General features: G+C 60.6%; 12 protein-coding genes and 1 pseudogene. 6 read left to right on the forward strand and 7 right to left on the reverse strand.

Features of this window, described 5'->3' with window-relative positions:
* The first annotated feature begins 174 nt into the window (after positions 1-174).
* The 3 genes from dapE to rnr are packed head-to-tail and all read left to right on the forward strand — an operon-like array spanning position 175 to position 4,230.
* Entirely contained in the window at positions 175-1,326 is a 1,152-nt protein-coding gene (gene dapE / locus KUV26_RS11490; RefSeq protein WP_222504196.1) for a succinyl-diaminopimelate desuccinylase, read from the forward strand.
* 6 nt (positions 1,327-1,332) lie between these two features.
* Entirely contained in the window at positions 1,333-1,905 is a 573-nt protein-coding gene (locus KUV26_RS11495; protein WP_222504195.1) for a TIGR04282 family arsenosugar biosynthesis glycosyltransferase, read from the forward strand.
* A 51-nt stretch (positions 1,906-1,956) separates the two neighbouring features.
* Complete coding sequence (rnr, locus tag KUV26_RS11500) at positions 1,957-4,230, forward strand: ribonuclease R (RefSeq protein WP_222508436.1); 2,274 nt, start codon at positions 1,957-1,959, stop codon at positions 4,228-4,230.
* Positions 4,231-4,656: 426 nt separating this feature from the next.
* Here the strand turns inward: rnr and KUV26_RS11505 are convergent, their stop codons facing one another.
* Positions 4,657-5,355, reverse strand: a complete 699-nt coding sequence (locus tag KUV26_RS11505) for a glutathione S-transferase family protein (protein WP_222508437.1) — start codon at positions 5,353-5,355, stop codon at positions 4,657-4,659.
* 89 nt (positions 5,356-5,444) lie between these two features.
* Here KUV26_RS11505 and KUV26_RS11510 point away from each other — a divergent pair, with 89 nt between their 5' ends.
* Entirely contained in the window at positions 5,445-6,185 is a 741-nt protein-coding gene (locus KUV26_RS11510; RefSeq protein ID WP_222508438.1) for a helix-turn-helix transcriptional regulator, read from the forward strand.
* A 62-nt stretch (positions 6,186-6,247) separates the two neighbouring features.
* Positions 6,248-7,576, forward strand: a complete 1,329-nt coding sequence (locus KUV26_RS11515) for a lytic murein transglycosylase (protein WP_222508439.1) — start codon at positions 6,248-6,250, stop codon at positions 7,574-7,576.
* A 130-nt stretch (positions 7,577-7,706) separates the two neighbouring features.
* Here the strand turns inward: KUV26_RS11515 and KUV26_RS11520 are convergent.
* The 6 genes and pseudogenes from KUV26_RS11520 to KUV26_RS11545 form a co-directional block, all read right to left on the reverse strand.
* A pseudogene (locus KUV26_RS11520) lies at positions 7,707-8,552 on the reverse strand (ABC transporter permease); the annotation flags it as partial.
* 14 nt (positions 8,553-8,566) lie between these two features.
* The gene (locus KUV26_RS11525; protein WP_222504190.1) at positions 8,567-9,838 is read right to left on the reverse strand and encodes an ABC transporter permease; all 1,272 of its coding nucleotides are present in this window, start codon (positions 9,836-9,838) and stop codon (positions 8,567-8,569) included.
* A 92-nt stretch (positions 9,839-9,930) separates the two neighbouring features.
* Positions 9,931-11,031: an extracellular solute-binding protein gene (locus KUV26_RS11530; protein WP_222504189.1), complete on the reverse strand. Its 1,101-nt coding sequence runs from the start codon at positions 11,029-11,031 to the stop codon at positions 9,931-9,933.
* Positions 11,032-11,108: 77 nt separating this feature from the next.
* Positions 11,109-12,209, reverse strand: coding sequence for an ABC transporter ATP-binding protein (locus KUV26_RS11535; RefSeq protein WP_222508594.1), 1,101 nt, complete (start codon positions 12,207-12,209; stop codon positions 11,109-11,111).
* A 353-nt stretch (positions 12,210-12,562) separates the two neighbouring features.
* A complete protein-coding gene (locus tag KUV26_RS11540) occupies positions 12,563-13,957 on the reverse strand; it encodes an aspartate aminotransferase family protein (RefSeq protein WP_222504187.1) in 1,395 nt (464 codons plus the stop codon).
* Between the two features lie 66 nt (positions 13,958-14,023).
* Positions 14,024-14,710, reverse strand: a complete 687-nt coding sequence (locus tag KUV26_RS11545) for a GntR family transcriptional regulator (RefSeq protein ID WP_222504186.1) — start codon at positions 14,708-14,710, stop codon at positions 14,024-14,026.
* 142 nt (positions 14,711-14,852) lie between these two features.
* On the opposite strand from KUV26_RS11545, the gene KUV26_RS11550 reads away from it, so the two are divergent.
* Positions 14,853-15,941, forward strand: a complete 1,089-nt coding sequence (locus KUV26_RS11550; protein WP_222508440.1) for a polyamine ABC transporter substrate-binding protein — start codon at positions 14,853-14,855, stop codon at positions 15,939-15,941.
* The last annotated feature ends 96 nt before the right edge of the window (positions 15,942-16,037 follow it).

Below are 16,037 nucleotides of genomic sequence, written 5' to 3' on the forward strand. Positions count from 1 at the left end.
CGGGTTAATTATGATTAACAATTGATTAACACGATTCCCGATTTTGCATCAGGCCTTCCAGTCCGCATCTGCGAAACCGCTGCTTTTGCGCCACAATTGCGGCAGCTCCAGTGAATTGCGCCGCGTCCCAATCCGCGTTAGGCCTGTGCCAACAGGAACCTGAGGAGCCCGCCGATGCCGCAAACCGATCCCGCCCGCCTGACCGCCGATCTGATCCGCTGCCCGTCGGTCACGCCTGAAGAAGGCGGTGCACTGCTGCTGCTGGAAAAACTGCTGAGCCAGGCCGGGTTCGACTGCACCCGCACCGACCGCGGCGAAGTTTCCAACCTGTTTGCCCGATGGGGCGCCAAGGGTCACGTCAAGACGTTTGGTTTCAACGGCCACACCGATGTTGTGCCGTTGGGAGATAAAGCTGCCTGGACCATGCCGCCGTTTGGTGCCGAGGAAAAGGACGGCTTCATGTACGGGCGCGGCGCCACAGACATGAAATCGGGGGTTGCAGCCTTTGCGGCCGCCGCGGTGGATTTTGTGCAGAACACTCCGCCGGACGGCGCCGTCATCCTGACCATCACCGGTGATGAGGAAGGCGATGCGGTGGACGGCACTACGGCGCTGCTGGACTACATGGAGCGCGAAGGCGAGCAGATGTCCGTCTGTCTGGTGGGCGAGCCGACCTGCCCCAATGAGATGGGCGAGATGATCAAGATCGGCCGCCGCGGCTCCATGACGGCCTGGTTCACAGTGACCGGCGTGCAGGGACATTCGGCCTACCCCCATCGCGCCAACAATCCGCTGAACGCCATGGCGAGGCTGATGGACCGTCTGGCCAGCCACGAACTGGACCAGGGAACAGAGCACTTTGACGCCTCGACCCTGGCCGTGGTCACCATCGACACCGGCAACACCGCCACCAACGTTATCCCCGCACAATCGACCTCTGCCGTCAATATCCGCTTCAACGACGCGCATTCCGGCGCCGGCCTGACGGACTGGCTGCAAAGCGAGGCGGATAAGATCGCGTCGGAGTTCGGTGTGGAAATCGGGATGAAAGTGCAAATCTCCGGAGAGAGTTTCATCACCCCGCCGGGACCGCTGTCGGATCTGGTTTCGGCTGCGGTTGAGGCGGAGACCCGGCGCAAGCCGGAACTGTCGACCACCGGCGGCACCTCGGATGCGCGGTTCGTCAAGAACCATTGCCCAGTGGTGGAGTTCGGCTTGGTCGGCAAAACGATGCATCAGGTCGACGAGCGGGTGGAAGTGGCGCAGATCCATCAGCTGAAAGCGATTTATACCCGCATCCTTCAGAACTATTTCGCCACAGCGTGATTTCACGTGAAACGCTCGCTTATTATTCTGATCAAGGAACCCCGTCCGGGCCGGGTGAAAACCCGGCTGGGCCGCGACATCGGAATGGTTACAGCCACCTGGTGGTTCCGCCACCAGTCCGCCCGGCTGATCCGCGGTTTGCGCGATCCGCGCTGGCAGGTGGTGCTGGCCGTCGCGCCGGACCGGGCGGTGGTCTCGAAGGTATGGCCAGCGGATCTGGCCCGCCTGCCTCAGGGGGGCGGCGATCTGGGACAGCGTATGAAACGGATGCTCCAATACATGCCCGGCCCTGCCTGTCTCATCGGTGCAGACATTCCCGGTATCACGCGCGGCCATATCGCCCGCGCCTTTACCGCCCTTGGTGATCACGATGCGGTGTTCGGGCCGGCAACGGACGGCGGATATTGGCTGGTTGGAGCCAAGCATCCCAAACGCCTGCCCTACCGCATGTTCGCAGACACCCGCTGGTCCACGGAACACACGCTTGCCGACACGCTGCAAAGCCTGAACGGATGGCGCTGCGCGCTCACCGATACCCTGCAGGACGTCGACACCGCCGCCGATCTGCCGCGACGCTGACCGTGCGCTTTTCACCATGACGCCGCTCGCGCGCCATGCTACGCGGGAAGGATGAGCCGCATTCCCTCCAAGGCCGAAATCCTCGACTGGATCTCCGCCAACCCGACCCACACCTCCAAGCGCGACATCGCCAAGGCCTTTGGCATCAAGGGAGCTGACCGCATCGACCTCAAGCGCATTCTCAAGGAGCTGGAGGCCGAGGGCCACTTGCAGAAGCGCAAAAAAACTTACCGCGATCCGGACCAGTTGCCCCCGGTGACGGTGCTTCAGGTGAAGGCACCGGACCAGGATGGCGACCTGTACGGGCGTCCGCTGGAGTGGCACGGCGAGGGTGTGGAACCCATTATCCTGATTCTGCCCAAGGCATCGGACCCGGCGCTGGGAGAAGGCGACAAGGTTCTGGTCAAACTGCAGATGGTCCCGGATCAGGACCACAATTACGAAGCCCGGCTGATCCGCCGAATCGGAACCAACCCCAAGCGGGTGCTGGGCATTTTCCGCAAGGGCTCAGAGGGCGGGCGGATCGTGCCGATCGACAAGGCTGCTTCGAGCGAATGGATGGTGGCGCCTGATGCGGCGGGCGGCGCCAAGGACGGTGAACTGGTCGAAGCAGAGCAGGCAGGCCCCAAGGGCCGCATGGGCCTGCCGCGTGCGCGCATCGTGGAACGGCTGGGTGATCCAACGGCGCCCAAGGCGGTGTCGCTGATTGCCATTCATCAGCACGGCATACCTGATCATTTCCCCGATCCGGTGATGGCAGAAGCCGATGCAGCCAAGCCGGTGGGCCTGAAAGGGCGCGAAGATCTGCGCGAGCTGCCGCTGGTCACCATAGACCCGGCCGATGCCCGCGACCACGACGACGCCTGCTATGCCCATCCAGACGACGACCCCAAGAACCCTGGCGGCCATGTAATCTGGGTGGCGATTGCCGATGTCGCCGCCTATGTGCGCCCGGGCTCGGCGCTGGACCGCGAGGCCCGCAAGCGCGGCAACTCCAGCTATTTCCCAGATCGTGTAGTTCCGATGCTGCCGGACCGGCTGTCGGGCGATCTGTGTTCCTTGCACGAAGGGGTGCCGCGTGCCTGTCTCGCGGTGCGGATGCAGGTGAATGCAGAGGGCAACAAAATCGGACACAAGTTCGTGCGCGGGCTGATGCGCTCTGTCGCTTCGCTGAATTACGCCGAGGTGCAGGAGGCACAGGACGGCAATCCGAACGCAAAGACCGCACCGCTTCTGGGTGATGTGATCAAACCGCTGTTTGCCGCATATAAGGCTCTATTAAAGGCAAAAGCGGCACGCGAGCCGCTGGACTTGGATCTGCCTGAGCGCAAGATTGTGCTGGACGACGACGGCCATGTGATTTCTGTCGCTTTCCGCGACCGGCTGGATGCGCACAAGCTGATCGAGGAGTTCATGATCCTCGCCAATGTCTCCGCGGCTGAAACGCTGATCCAGAAACGCTCGCCGCTTTTGTTCCGGGTGCACGAAGAACCGGCACAGGAGAAGCTGGAAGCCCTGCGCGAGACCGCGCGGGCTGCGGGTCTCAATCTGGCAAAAGGTCAGGTTTTGCAAACCCGGCATCTGAATGCACTGTTGAATCAGGCCGCGGGAACCGACGAAGCGGAGCTCATCAACATCTCCACCCTGCGGTCGATGCAGCAGGCGTATTACAACCCCGAGAATTTCGGGCACTTCGGCCTGGCCCTGAGAAACTACGCGCATTTCACTTCGCCGATCCGACGCTACGCCGACCTGATTGTGCACCGTTCTCTGATTTCCTCCCATGGCTGGGGCGAAGACGGTCTGGACGCCGCACAGATCGACCGGTTGGAAGAAACTGCCACCCATATTTCGGACACCGAGCGGCGCTCCATGATTGCGGAGCGGGACACCACCGACCGTTACCTGGCCTCCTACCTGAGCGAGCGTGTGGGCAACGAGTTCGAAGGCCGGATCAGCGGCATTGCCCGGTTCGGCGCTTTTGTGAAACTCGATGAAACAGGCGCTGACGGGCTGGTTCCCGTGAGGTCCATCGGGAGGGAGTTCTTTCACTTTGACGCCCAGGCAGGAACACTGACAGGGGCTGACAGCGGAATGACACTGGCTATCGGCCAGCGGGTGACCGTACGTCTCACCCAGGCAGCGCCGGTTACTGGTGGTTTGGAACTGGAACTGCTGGCGCTGGAGAATTCGCCAATGCCGGCAGGCGGCGGATCGCGCGGGCGCCGCAGTCCGGCAGGCCGGACCGTGAAGCGCAAGGCGGCCAAGTCCAAGCATAAGTCCGCCAAGGTAAAGCGTAAGGTGGAACGCAAACGGCGGAAATAGGAGCTCGCTACGCTTTGACTTCAGCGGTGCGCGAATCTTGCAGGTCAACGCCCGCCTGATCAGCCAGCCGTGCCCCAGGGGCTTAACCTGTTGAGGCTCATCAAACAGCAAAGCACGGGTACCTTTCGAACCGGTCCCAGGCCGGAAAGGCCGCGGCAAACTCCGGGATCAGGCGGCTTTGGCAATGCACCAAGAACGCAAAGCGTGCGCCCTTCGGAGTCCCCAGCCGGATGGTGGACCCTGCCTTGGTCTCAGGCGTAGTGTAGGATGGCTGGCCCCTGCGCACCCCTTCTTCCACCCGCCCCGCTTCTGGCGTATCAGCCGCGGAACCAAAAATCAGCTGCCGGAGCCGCAACATGCCTTCCCGCGCCAGAGGGTCAGAGACCACAAAAGCGGACTCGACCTCCGGGCTGGCAAAAGCAGGTTTTATGGCAGGGGCACCGTTTCGAAGACACGGCTCAGATAAGCACGCAGAATCTTATCATCGCGCAAGCGTTTGCTGACTGCTGAAGCCTCAGAAGTGTGCAGCATGGAGATCAGGTACGGGGCCACGCTCAGGTCAGCTGAGGTGATGCTGGTGCCCATCAGGAACCGGCGTTCACTGGCTAGCGCGGCGATAGGCTTCAGGTCCTGCTCCAGCCGGTGCATCCGCTCCGCTTTGGTGAAGCGTGCGAGGCCCTGCCAGTCCAAGCCGACCTGGATTTCTTTCCTGACCGGGGCGCTGATCTCTTCGCGCATGGGTTCGGGAACCGGCTGAAATATCTGATCCTGCACCTCGGGCCAGACCGCATCGTCATTCCAGCGCATTTGCAGCAGGTGCAGGCCCAGATGGTATTCCGCCAGCCGTACCCAAGCTCGCGCGTGGGCGCGGGAGGCAGCATCCAGCCCTGTGTCGAAATCGGCACCCTGGGCTTCCAGCCAGTCGCAGACGCCGTCGCTGTCAGCAACCTGCCCGCCCGGGGTTTCCAGAACCGGCAGTTTCCGGTGCGGCATTTCAGCCGGGTCCAGCATATCGCTGCGCTGCCAGGGCTGCCCGGACAGCTCCAGCATCAGAGCGGACTTGATGCAGAAGGGGCTCATGCTGAACAAACCGAAACCGGCGGGGAAGGTGTAGAGGGAAAGCATTGCTGAAATCCTGATTGTTGCGATTACCTAGTCATGGTCTAAACCTCGATGGTGACAAAAAATGTCATCAGGCCGTAGGATAGCCAGGCATGTCCCGAACCCACCGCCTCTTTCAGCTGATGCAGGCCCTGCGCATAGGGCCCGGTCCGCGTACCGCTGCGCGGCTGGGGGAGGAGCTTGGCGTTTCGGCCCGCAGCATCCATCGCGACATCGCTACCCTGCGCGAGATAGGCGCGGTGATCGACGGTGAGGCGGGATACGGCTTTACCCTGATAGAAGACAATGCCCTGCCGCCGATGGGCTTTCGCGACACCGAGCTTGAGGCGCTGGTGCTGGGGCTGCGCGAAGTTGAGCAGATCGGCGACCCCGAACTGGCAACCGCGGCTTCCGAAGCCTTGCGCAAGCTGCAGGCCCGGCTGCCACCGCGCCAGGCTCACCGGCTGCGCCATGCGGTGCTGGCACCCCACAGGTTTGAACGCCCGATTCCGCCCGCAATTTCCGCACAGGATCTGCGTCAGGCAGCATGGGACGAGGTCGAGGTGCGGTTTGGCTACACGGACGGGTACGGCGCGGTGACCGAGCGGCAGGTGAAACCGCTGAGCGTGGTTTATTTCGACCGTTCGACTGTTCTGATCGCCTGGTGCTGCCTGCGCAACGCCGTGCGGGTGTTCCGGCTGGACCGGATGCGCGGGCTTGAGGTGACGGAGCAGAGTTTCCGCCCGCACCGGGTGCCCATGCTGCGGGAGGCCTTGGAACAGATGCGCCAGGAGCACCGGCAAGATCATCGCCAGCAGGACAGGCAGGCGGCACCCCGCACACGCCGGGACTGACCTCTTTACCCGGTTCGCGCTGCCGCTAAACTGGAGGTGAGCAGTGAATAACGAGGTGCATCATGCGCAAATGGATGGCTGTATCGCTGGTAGCAGGCAGCGCAATGGCGGCAGAGGCCGCGCCGGAGAACTCCCGGAGACCTGCTGAACGGCCCGGGACCATCACTCAGGAGGGGCAAAATGAAAGCTATCAGCTGGCGTCGGCTACACCTTTGAGACCGGTCGCCAGGCCAGCCGCGCTGCAAGAAGCCGCGGTGGAACAGGCAGCAGCCGAAGTAAGCTTCAAAGACTGGATTGCGGCATTCAAAGACCGCGCAGGGGCGCAAGGGATCAGCACGCCGGTTCTGGACAGCGCCTTTGACAGCGTAAGCTATGACGCCGAGGTTATCCGCCGCGACCGCAACCAGTCGGAGTTCACCAAGACGATCTGGGAGTATCTGGACAGCGCGGCCTCGGACCTGCGGGTGAAGAACGGAAAGGCAGCGCTGCGCAACCAGCAGGCGCGGCTGGATCAGATCGAGGCCAAATACGGCGTCGAGAAAGAGATCTTGGTGGCGATTTGGGGACTGGAAAGCAGTTTTGGCACCTTTCGCGGCAAGATGGACGTGATCCGGTCTTTGGCGACCCTGGCCTTTGACGGGCGGCGCGGCGCGTTCTTTGAGGGGCAGCTGGTGGCTGCATTGAAGATATTGCAAGCTGGCGATGTTGCCGCCCGCAAGATGACCGGAAGCTGGGCCGGGGCGATGGGACATACCCAATTCATCCCTACGTCCTATCTGGACTATGCGGTGGATTTCACCGGTGACGGCAAGCGGGACATTTGGTCGGACAATCCGGCTGATGCGCTGGCGTCTACCGCCGCCTACCTCAAGCAGTTCGGCTGGGTGAAAGGCCAGCCTTGGGGGGTGGAAGTGACCCTGCCCAAGGGGTTTGATTACACCCTGGCCGATCGCAACATTGAGAAATCGCCCTCTGACTGGGCGGCACTCGGCATCAAGGGGCTGGATGGGCGTGCGGTGAAGGATCACGGGCCCGCCTCAATCCTGCTGCCTGCGGGCAGTGAGGGCGCGGCCTTTATGATCTTCCAGAACTTCGCTGTGCTGGAACGCTACAACACCGCGGATGCCTATGTGATCGGGGTCGGGCATCTGGCGGACCGGATCACGGGCGGTGCGCCGATCAAGGCGAATTGGCCGCGCGGTGACCGGGCGCTGACGTTGTCCGAACGGGAGGAAATGCAAGAGCGGCTGACAAGCGTCGGTTTCGACACAGACGGTATCGACGGCAAGATCGGTCCCAAGACAATCGGGGCAGTGCGCGCCTTTCAGGTGGCAAACGGGCTGACGCCGGACGGCTATGCCTCGCTGCATCTGTTGCAAAGGCTGCGGTAGAAGTTGCGGGTGGGGGCCAGCCCCCTCTTGGCCTAACGGCCAATTCACCCCCGGGATATTTCTGGCCAGATGATCAAGGGAAAAGGCCCCGCATTGCGGGGCCTTTGATGTTAAATGATTGTTGCGGTGATCAGCTGGGAGACATCCCGCGCAGGCGCTCGGAGCGGCGGCGCAGCATTTCCACCGTCGCCAGCAGCATGATGGAGATCGCAACCAGGATCGTCGCCACAGCCAGGATGGTCGGCGAGATCTGCTCGCGCAGGCCGATGAACATCTGCCAAGGCAGCGTCTTTTGCCCGGCCGAGCCTACAAACAGCACCACAACCACTTCGTCGAAGGAAGTGATGAAGGCGAACAGGCCGCCCGAGATCACCCCCGGCAGGATCAGCGGCATCTGCACCCGGAAGAAGGTGGTGACCGGGTCTGCCCCCATGTTGGCCGCGGCGCGTGTCAGCGAGCGGTCAAAGCCCACCAGCGTAGCCGTCACCGTGATGATCACGAAGGGAATGCCCAGCGCGGCATGCGCCAGAACCACGCCAATGTAGGTCCCTTGCAGGCCGATGCGGCTGTAGAAGAAATACATGCCCGCCGCGGAGATGATCAGCGGCACGATCATCGGAGAGATCAGGATGGCCATGATCGCACGGCGGAACGGTACATGCGGCTGGCTGAGGCCGATGGCGGCCAGTGTGCCGAAGGTGACCGAAACGATGGTGGCCATCGGCGCGATTTTGAGCGAGTTCCACATCGCAGACTGCCAGGAGTCGTTGTTGAAGAAGTCACGGTAGTGCTTCAGCGAATAGCCTTCAGGATCCAGCCGCAGCATTTCCGGCGTGAAGGTGAAGAAGTCCTGCGCGTTGAAGCTGAGCGGGATAATCACCACAATTGGAGCGATCAGGAAGAAGAAGACCAGACCGCAGATCACCCGGAAAGTGTAGTGCCAGGTGCGCTGGCCAACGGTCGCATAAGGAGGAAGTGCGCTCATATCGGTTATCCCAGCTTAACGTTGTCGATGCCGACGACCTTGTCGTAGACCCAGTAAAGGAGCAGGACGACCGCCAGAAGGATTGCACCCAGTGCCGCACCCAGGCCCCAGTTGCCGGAGGTCGAGATGTGGTAGGCAATCAGATTCGAGATAAAGGTGCCTTTGGTGCCGCCAACCAGCGCCGGGGTAATATAATAGCCCACGGCCAGGATGAAGACGAGGATCGAGCCTGCGCCGATTCCTGGCACGGTCTGCGGGAAGTAGACGCGCCAGAAGGCTGTCCAGTCCGTTGCTCCCAGGGATTTGGCGGCACGCAGATAGGACGGGTTGATGGTCTGCATGACCGAGTACATCGGCAGAATCATGAACGGCAGCAGGATGTGAGTCATCGCGATGATTGTGCCGAGTTCGTTATTGATCAGGACCAGCCGGTTCGCGTCGTCCACTAGCCCGATCCAGACCAAGGTATCGTTGATCACGCCCTGCTGCTGCAGCAGGATCTTCCAAGCCGAGGTCCGCACCAGCAGCGAGGTCCAGAACGGCAGCAGCACCAGGATCAGCAGAAGGTTTGCCTTGCGTGCGGGCAGGTTGGCCAGAATCCATGCCACCGGGTAGCCAAGCAGAATGCAGCTGAAGGTGATGATCAGGGACATCCGCATCGTGCGGATCAGCATGGTGTTGTAGATCCGCTCATTCTCAGGCCGGATTTCAGGGCCTTCCGCGCCAAGCTGCATATCGACGGCATTCAGGAAGTAACCGGATGTGATCTGTCCGGAATAGGTTTTTATGGTACGCCAGAGCTCGATATCGCCCCAGCCTTTGTCAATATCGATCAGCTTCTCGCGGAATGGCCCATCCGTCGCGAGGTCCCATTTGCTGACCTTGCGCCCCGACTTGCGGAATACGGAGGAGACGCCCGGATTTTCATAGTTCAGACGCTTGGCGACCTTGGTGTGGGTCTTTTCTTCGGCCGCAATCTGAAGATCGGCAGCCATGGCAGCAAACACTGCTTCCTCGGGCAGTTCGCCTGAGGCCGGATCCCAATCCGCCAGGGCTTCAACGGTACGCGGCAGTGTATCCCGCACTATGCCGTTTTCCACCGAGCGGAACAGCATGTCACCCACCGGCAGGATGAATGTCACAAGTATGAACAGCAAAAGCGGCGCAATCAGCATCAGGGCGCGCAATTTCTGCATGCGCAGCGCCCGTGACAAGCTGCGCTTCAGCGGCGTGCCGTCCGCGGCCAGCACCGGGCCGGATTGGGTGATGTCACTCATGGGGTTCCCCGTCGGGTCTTTTGTATTTTTTGGGGCAGGGGCCAGCGTTCAGTCGGCCCCTGCCGGGCCTTTCAGTTCAGAGAAAGGTCAGCTTACTTGGCCAGCCATGCCTGGAACTTAGCGTCCAGATCATCACGGTTGTCCGCCCACCATTCATAGTCATAGACATGCACGTTGCCGGCGTTGGCCGGATCGGTCGGCATGTGCGGCGCCATTTCGATGCCCAGTTCGGCATGTTTGCCGACCAGCGGTGCCGAGGAGGCACGGGCCGGGCCGTAGGAAATGTATGCCGCCTGGTCTGCCAAACGCTGGGTGTCCGTGGCGAACTTCAGGAAGTCCATCACGCGGGCCTTACGGTCCGCAGGCAGGCCAGCTGGAACAACCCAGCCGTCCAGGTCAAAGGACTGCATGTCCCAGAGCATGCCGATCGGCTGGCCCTGCTCCGCGATTGCCGAGAACAGGCGTCCGTTGAAGGTGGAGCCCATCACTACTTCGCCATCGGCCAGCAGCTGCGGGGTTTCTGCGCCTGCAGTCCACCAGACCACCTGATCCTTGATGGTGTCGAGCTTCGCCAGCGCCTGTTCCACGCCTTCATCGGTGCCCAGCACGTCGTAGATTTCTTCCTTGGCCACGCCGTCGCAGTAGAGCGCCCACTCCATGTTGTCGATCGGCCGCTTCTGCAGCGATCGCTTGCCCGGATACTTCTCGGTATCAAAGATCGCGCAGACCGAGTCCGGCTGGTCGATGAGGTCTGTGCGGTAGCCGAAGGTGGTCGAATAGACGATTTGCGGCACGAAGCAGTCGCTGACGATCAGGTCGCCAAAGTCTTCGGATGCCGGTGTTCCATCGGGCGCTTCGGCCAGAACCTCGTCATGGTCCAGTTCTTCCGCCAGGCCTTCGTCGCACAGGCGCATGGCGTCGGAGGCCACGACGTCCACCAGATCCCAAGTCACATTGCCGGCCTCGTTCATGGCGCGGATCTTGGCCACGGCTTCGGCCGAGCTTTCATCCCAGACCACTTTCACGTCGGGGTTCGCGGCCAGGTAGGGCTCAACATAGGCCTTGTGCTGGCTGGCCTGGTAAGCACCGCCCCAGGACACCAGGGTCAGCTCATTGGCCATTTCCTCGGCAAAGGCCGAAGGGGCGCAAAGGGCGGTGGTCATCGCCAGTGCAGACAGTTTGCTGAGTTTCATAGAGAGTCTCTCCTTGTTGAATTTCACAGAAGTGAAGCCCCCGGTCGTTCTTCTGCCGGGGGTTCGACGCGCGCGGATCAGGCGTCCAGCGCGCGGCAGTCGTCCGGCAGCCAGCCGATTTCGATCTGTTGACCGGGCTGCAACCGGACTTGGTCCGGGGCGTTACGGGTCTTGATGATGAACTCATCATTGCCGGCCACCCTCAGACGGGTGCGGAAGATGTCGCCCATATAAATGAACTCCAAAACTTCCGCTTTCAAAGTATGCACGCCTGCCTGCAGGCGGTTCTTATTATATTCAACGCGCTCTGGGCGGATAGAGACCCGGGTACGTTCGCCAGGCTTGGAGACGTTGACCGGCTTGCAGTCGATCAGTTCCCCATCATCGAGCTGCACAAGCGCCCGGTCGCCCTTGATCTCTTTTAGGGTGCCTTCCAGCGTGTTGTTTTCACCGATGAACTGGGCGACAAAGCTGTTTTCCGGGCTTTCGTACAGCTGATCCGGCGGCGCGATCTGCTGAATGCGGCCGTCATCGAACACGGCAACCCGGTCCGACATGGTCAGCGCTTCGGTCTGGTCGTGGGTCACATAAACCACTGTGATGCCCAGGCGGTGCGCCAGATGGGTGATTTCAAACTGCATTTTCTCGCGCAGCTGCTTGTCGAGCGCACCCAGCGGTTCATCCATCAGAACCAGCTCGGGTTCGAACACCAGCGCGCGGGCCAGAGCAATCCGTTGCTGCTGCCCGCCCGAAAGCTGCGCCGGACGGCGGCCGCCGAAGGCCCCCATTTCCACCATGTCCAGCGCCCGCTTCACTTTCTCCTCGCGCTCGGACTTGCCCATCTTACGGACTTCCAGCGGGAAAGAGAGATTTTCCGCGATCGTCATGTGCGGGAACAGCGCGTAGTTCTGGAACACCATGCCGATGCCGCGCTTGTGCGGCGGGATGTTGTTGATAGAAGTCCCGTCCAAGCGGATGTCGCCATGGGTCGCGGTTTCAAAACCAGCCAGCATCATAAGGCAAGTGGTCTTTCCCGAACCTGACGGGCCCAGCATTGTAAGAAACTCGCCCTTGGGCATGGTGAGGTTGAGGTCTTTGACAACGAGATTTTCGCCATCATAGCTCTTTTGGACGCGTTCGAATTCAACGAACGCATCAACGTTTGACGCATCAGCCAAAGCAGGCTCCCCGTAGTTTGTCATTCCGGCAGATTTGCTCTGCACTTATTTGAAGTTAATCACACCAACGCTATCAAGCGCTAGATATGAAAAAAATATTCTTTCACCGATGAGCGTACGAAAATCATACTTTGGCTTTCTTCAGACGGAAAAGAATATCCTGAAGGAACCCTAGCCGCGCTCCCCCCTCCCGGATCGGACATTTTGCGACGCACCCATGATATTTTGCGCCCCGATATGCGAAAGACCGACCAGAAACCGACCCTTTTACACCTGGAACCGAAAAGGAAAGGCCCGGCAACATTGTTGCCAGGCCCTTGTGAGTCGCTCTTATTCTAGGTTTGAATGCGGAATCAGGCGCTCCGCAGAAGGTCCTGCGCTTTCAGTTCGGCGTAACACTCGTCCAGCGACTTTGTGGCCCGCTCGATTAGGACGTCGATCTGTTCCGGCGTGATCACAAGCGGCGGCGAAATAATCATCCGGTCACCAACATGACGCATCACAAGGTTGTTCGCGAAACAGCGCTCGCGGCAGATATACCCGACTGTACCCGCATCGGATGCGAAAGCGGCGCGGGCTTCCTTGTTGGGAGTCAGCGCAATAGAGCCCATCATGCCGACGATTCTGGCCTCACCCACCAACGGGTGGTCGGTCAGTGCTTCCCATTTCTGTTTCAGATACGGCGCGGCCACATCGCGCACATGGCCTAGAATGTTTTCCTCTTCAAGGATGCGCAGGTTTTCCAGCGCAACTGCGGCCGCGACCGGGTGCCCGGAATAAGTGTAGCCGTGGTTGAACTCGTCTCCCGCGATCACCGAAGCAACCTCATCGCTGACTATTGAGCCGCCGATTGGCGCATAGCCGGAGCTGAGGCCCTTGGCGATGGTCATGATATCGGGGCGGATGTTCAGCGTTTCGCTGCCGAACCAGTTGCCGGTTCGCCCGAAGCCGCAAATCACCTCATCCGCGATCAGCAGGATTTCATACTTGTCGCAGATGCGCTGAATTTCTGGCCAATAGCTGTCCGGTGGTACAATCACGCCGCCAGCGCCTTGCACCGGCTCGGCGATAAAGGCCGCTACGCGATCTTCACCCAGTTCCAGGATTGCCTCTTCGAGTTCGCGCGCGCGCTGCAGCCCGAAATCCTCTGGCGGCATGTCGCCGCCTTCAGCCCACCAGTTCGGCTGGTTGATATGGTGGATGTCCGGAATCGGCATCCCGCCCTGGGCGTGCATGCCGCTCATCCCGCCAAGGGAGCCGCTGCCTACAGAAGAGCCATGATAGGCATTCTTGCGGCTGATAATGACAGACTTCGACGGCTTGCCCTTCAGCGCCCAGTAATGCCGCACCATTCGGATGTTGGTGTCATTCGCCTCCGAGCCGGAACCCGCGAAGAACACGTTGTTCAGGTCGCCCGGCGCCAGTTCGGCGATCTTTGCGGCCAGCGCAATGGCCGGCACATGCGTGGTCTGGAAAAACGTGTTGTAATAAGGCAGCTCGCGCATTTGGCGGGCGGCCACCTCGGCCAGTTCGCCGCGGCCATAACCGATGTTGACGCACCACAGGCCTGCCATCGCATCGAGGATCTGATGGCCTTCGCTGTCTGTCAGATGCACACCATCGGCGCGGGTGATGATACGCGCGCCTTTCTGCGACAGTTCCCCATTGGCGGTGAACGGGTGCATATGGTGGGCGGCGTCCAGCGCCTGCAACTCAGCCGTCGGCATGTGGTTGGTGATCACGGTCATGGGACTCGCTCCTGAGAATAACTGATTGGCACCAGAATATGATCAAATTCTCAGGTGTCAATCGAATCAGTTGCCCCCCCTCAGCCCCTCAACCACCTGATCCATGCCCTGGCAGACGTCCCTTTCCATCGCCAAAGCTGCCATTTCCGGGTCTTTCCGCCGCAGGGCATCCAGGATGTCCTTGTGGCGGTCCGGGAAGCTTTGAGTACCCAGCCGCCCGCTGACCACCCGCAGGGAGGGCCCGAAACGCAGCCAAAGGCGGTCAGCGATGTCGCTGAGTATGGGGGCATTGGCATGGGAATACAGGGCCGTGTGGAAGCTGTAATTCTGCACCAGATAGCCCGCCACGTCGCCGGTGGCGATCGCCTTGTCCAAGGCGTGATCGATCATGACCAGTTCGTCGATATCAGCCGTGCCGATATGTGGAGTAGCCCGACGCGCAAGTTCACACTCAATTGTTTTCCTTGCAAAAATAAGCTCCTCCAGATCTTCCGGCCCCAGCAAGGGCACCGACACGCGGCGGTTGCCCTGGAACATCAGCGCCCCGTCCGAGATCAGCCGCCGGATCGCCTCGCGCACTGGGGTCATGCCGGCCTCCAGAGTTTCGACCAGCCCCTGGATTGTCACCGCTTGTCCCGGCACCAGTTCACCGAACAGAATTTGCGCCCTGAGCTTCTGATAAACGATCTCATGCGCGGGCAGTTTGGCCGGGTTTTCATGTGCTGCTTGTGCGGGCGAAGTGGTCTCTGTCACCTGGGGAATTCCTCCTAGATTTTGGCCAGATTGCACCATCCCGGGCCAAGTGAAAACATAAAGAGTATTGCCGAACGCGGCAAAACTTGATCAAATCTGATTACAGCCGGACCCGGAAGCCGGCGCCCACAGGGAGAAATTCATGACACTTAAAACGATGACCATGACTGCCGTCGTTGCCCTTGGCACGGCTGCCGCTGCTGCGGCGGAAGAGGTGCGGGTATATAACTGGTCGGACTATATCGACGAAGGCCTGCTGGAAAAATTCGAGAAGGAAACCGGCATCGACCTGATTTACGATGTGTTCGACAGCAACGAGGTCCTGGAGACCAAAATGCTGGCAGGCGGCTCCGGTTACGACGTAGTGGTGCCGACCGGCTCCTTTCTGGCGCGCCAGATCCAGGCTGGCGCCTTTCAAAAGCTCGACTTTTCCAAGCTGACCAACTCGGACAACATGTGGGACGCGATCAAGGAGCGCACTGCCCGCTACGATCCGGACAATGCCTATTCGGTGAACTATATGTGGGGCACCACCGGCATCGGAGCCAATGTCGGCAAAGTGAAGGAAGTGCTCGGTGACGATGCACCGCTCGATTCCCTGGATCTGGTTTTCAATCCCGAGAACATGGAAAAGCTGGCCAGCTGCGGGGTCCACTTTCTGGACGCTCCGGACGAGATGATACCAGCCGCCCTGCAGTACATTGGTGAAGACCCCAACAGTCAGGATGCCGATGTGGTTGCCAAAGCCGAACCGGTTCTGATGGCTGTCCGCCCCTATGTCAGCAAATTCCACAGCTCCGAATACATCAACGCTCTTGCCAACGGCGACATCTGCGTGGCTTTCGGCTGGTCAGGCGACATCCTGCAGGCAAGAGACCGCGCCGCGGAAGCGGATAACGGTGTGGAGATCGTCTACAACGCCCCGAAAGAGGGCGCTCTGATGTGGTTCGACCAGATGGCAATCCCGGTTGATGCACCGAACCCGGAAGGCGCGCATAAGTTCCTGAATTTCATCATGGATCCGCAGAACATGGCTGCGGCTTCGAACTACGTCTATTACGCCAACGGCAACAAGGCGAGCCAGGAGTTCCTGGAAGAAGACGTGATCGGGGATCCGGCGATCTATCCGAACGATGAGACAGTGAAGAACCTGTACATCAAGGAAAGCTATCCGCCGAAGATCCAGCGCAAGGCCACCCGCATGTGGACCAAGATCAAATCGGGCACCTGACCCGCGGACCTGACCAGGCAGGACGCCGTGTGCGTCCTGCCGACAATCACGGACACTCTCCCAAATGGACCTTCAGAACTACTCGCACGCGAGCAC

Source organism: Leisingera daeponensis (assembly GCF_019801465.1).
GTDB lineage: Bacteria > Pseudomonadota > Alphaproteobacteria > Rhodobacterales > Rhodobacteraceae > Leisingera > Leisingera daeponensis_A.

Excerpts from the sequence above, each read along its gene's own strand:
- KUV26_RS11505 (WP_222508437.1), bottom strand. The coding sequence starts at position 5,355 with ATGCTTTCCCTCTACACCTTCCCCGCCGGTTTCGGTTTGTTCAGCATG.
- KUV26_RS11510 (WP_222508438.1), top strand. The coding sequence starts at position 5,445 with ATGTCCCGAACCCACCGCCTCTTTCAGCTGATGCAGGCCCTGCGCATA.
- KUV26_RS11550 (WP_222508440.1), top strand. The coding sequence starts at position 14,853 with ATGACACTTAAAACGATGACCATGACTGCCGTCGTTGCCCTTGGCACG.
- KUV26_RS11540 (WP_222504187.1), bottom strand. The coding sequence starts at position 13,957 with ATGACCGTGATCACCAACCACATGCCGACGGCTGAGTTGCAGGCGCTG.
- KUV26_RS11530 (WP_222504189.1), bottom strand. The coding sequence starts at position 11,031 with ATGAAACTCAGCAAACTGTCTGCACTGGCGATGACCACCGCCCTTTGC.
- dapE (WP_222504196.1), top strand. The coding sequence starts at position 175 with ATGCCGCAAACCGATCCCGCCCGCCTGACCGCCGATCTGATCCGCTGC.
- KUV26_RS11515 (WP_222508439.1), top strand. The coding sequence starts at position 6,248 with ATGCGCAAATGGATGGCTGTATCGCTGGTAGCAGGCAGCGCAATGGCG.
- KUV26_RS11525 (WP_222504190.1), bottom strand. The coding sequence starts at position 9,838 with ATGAGTGACATCACCCAATCCGGCCCGGTGCTGGCCGCGGACGGCACG.
- rnr (WP_222508436.1), top strand. The coding sequence starts at position 1,957 with ATGAGCCGCATTCCCTCCAAGGCCGAAATCCTCGACTGGATCTCCGCC.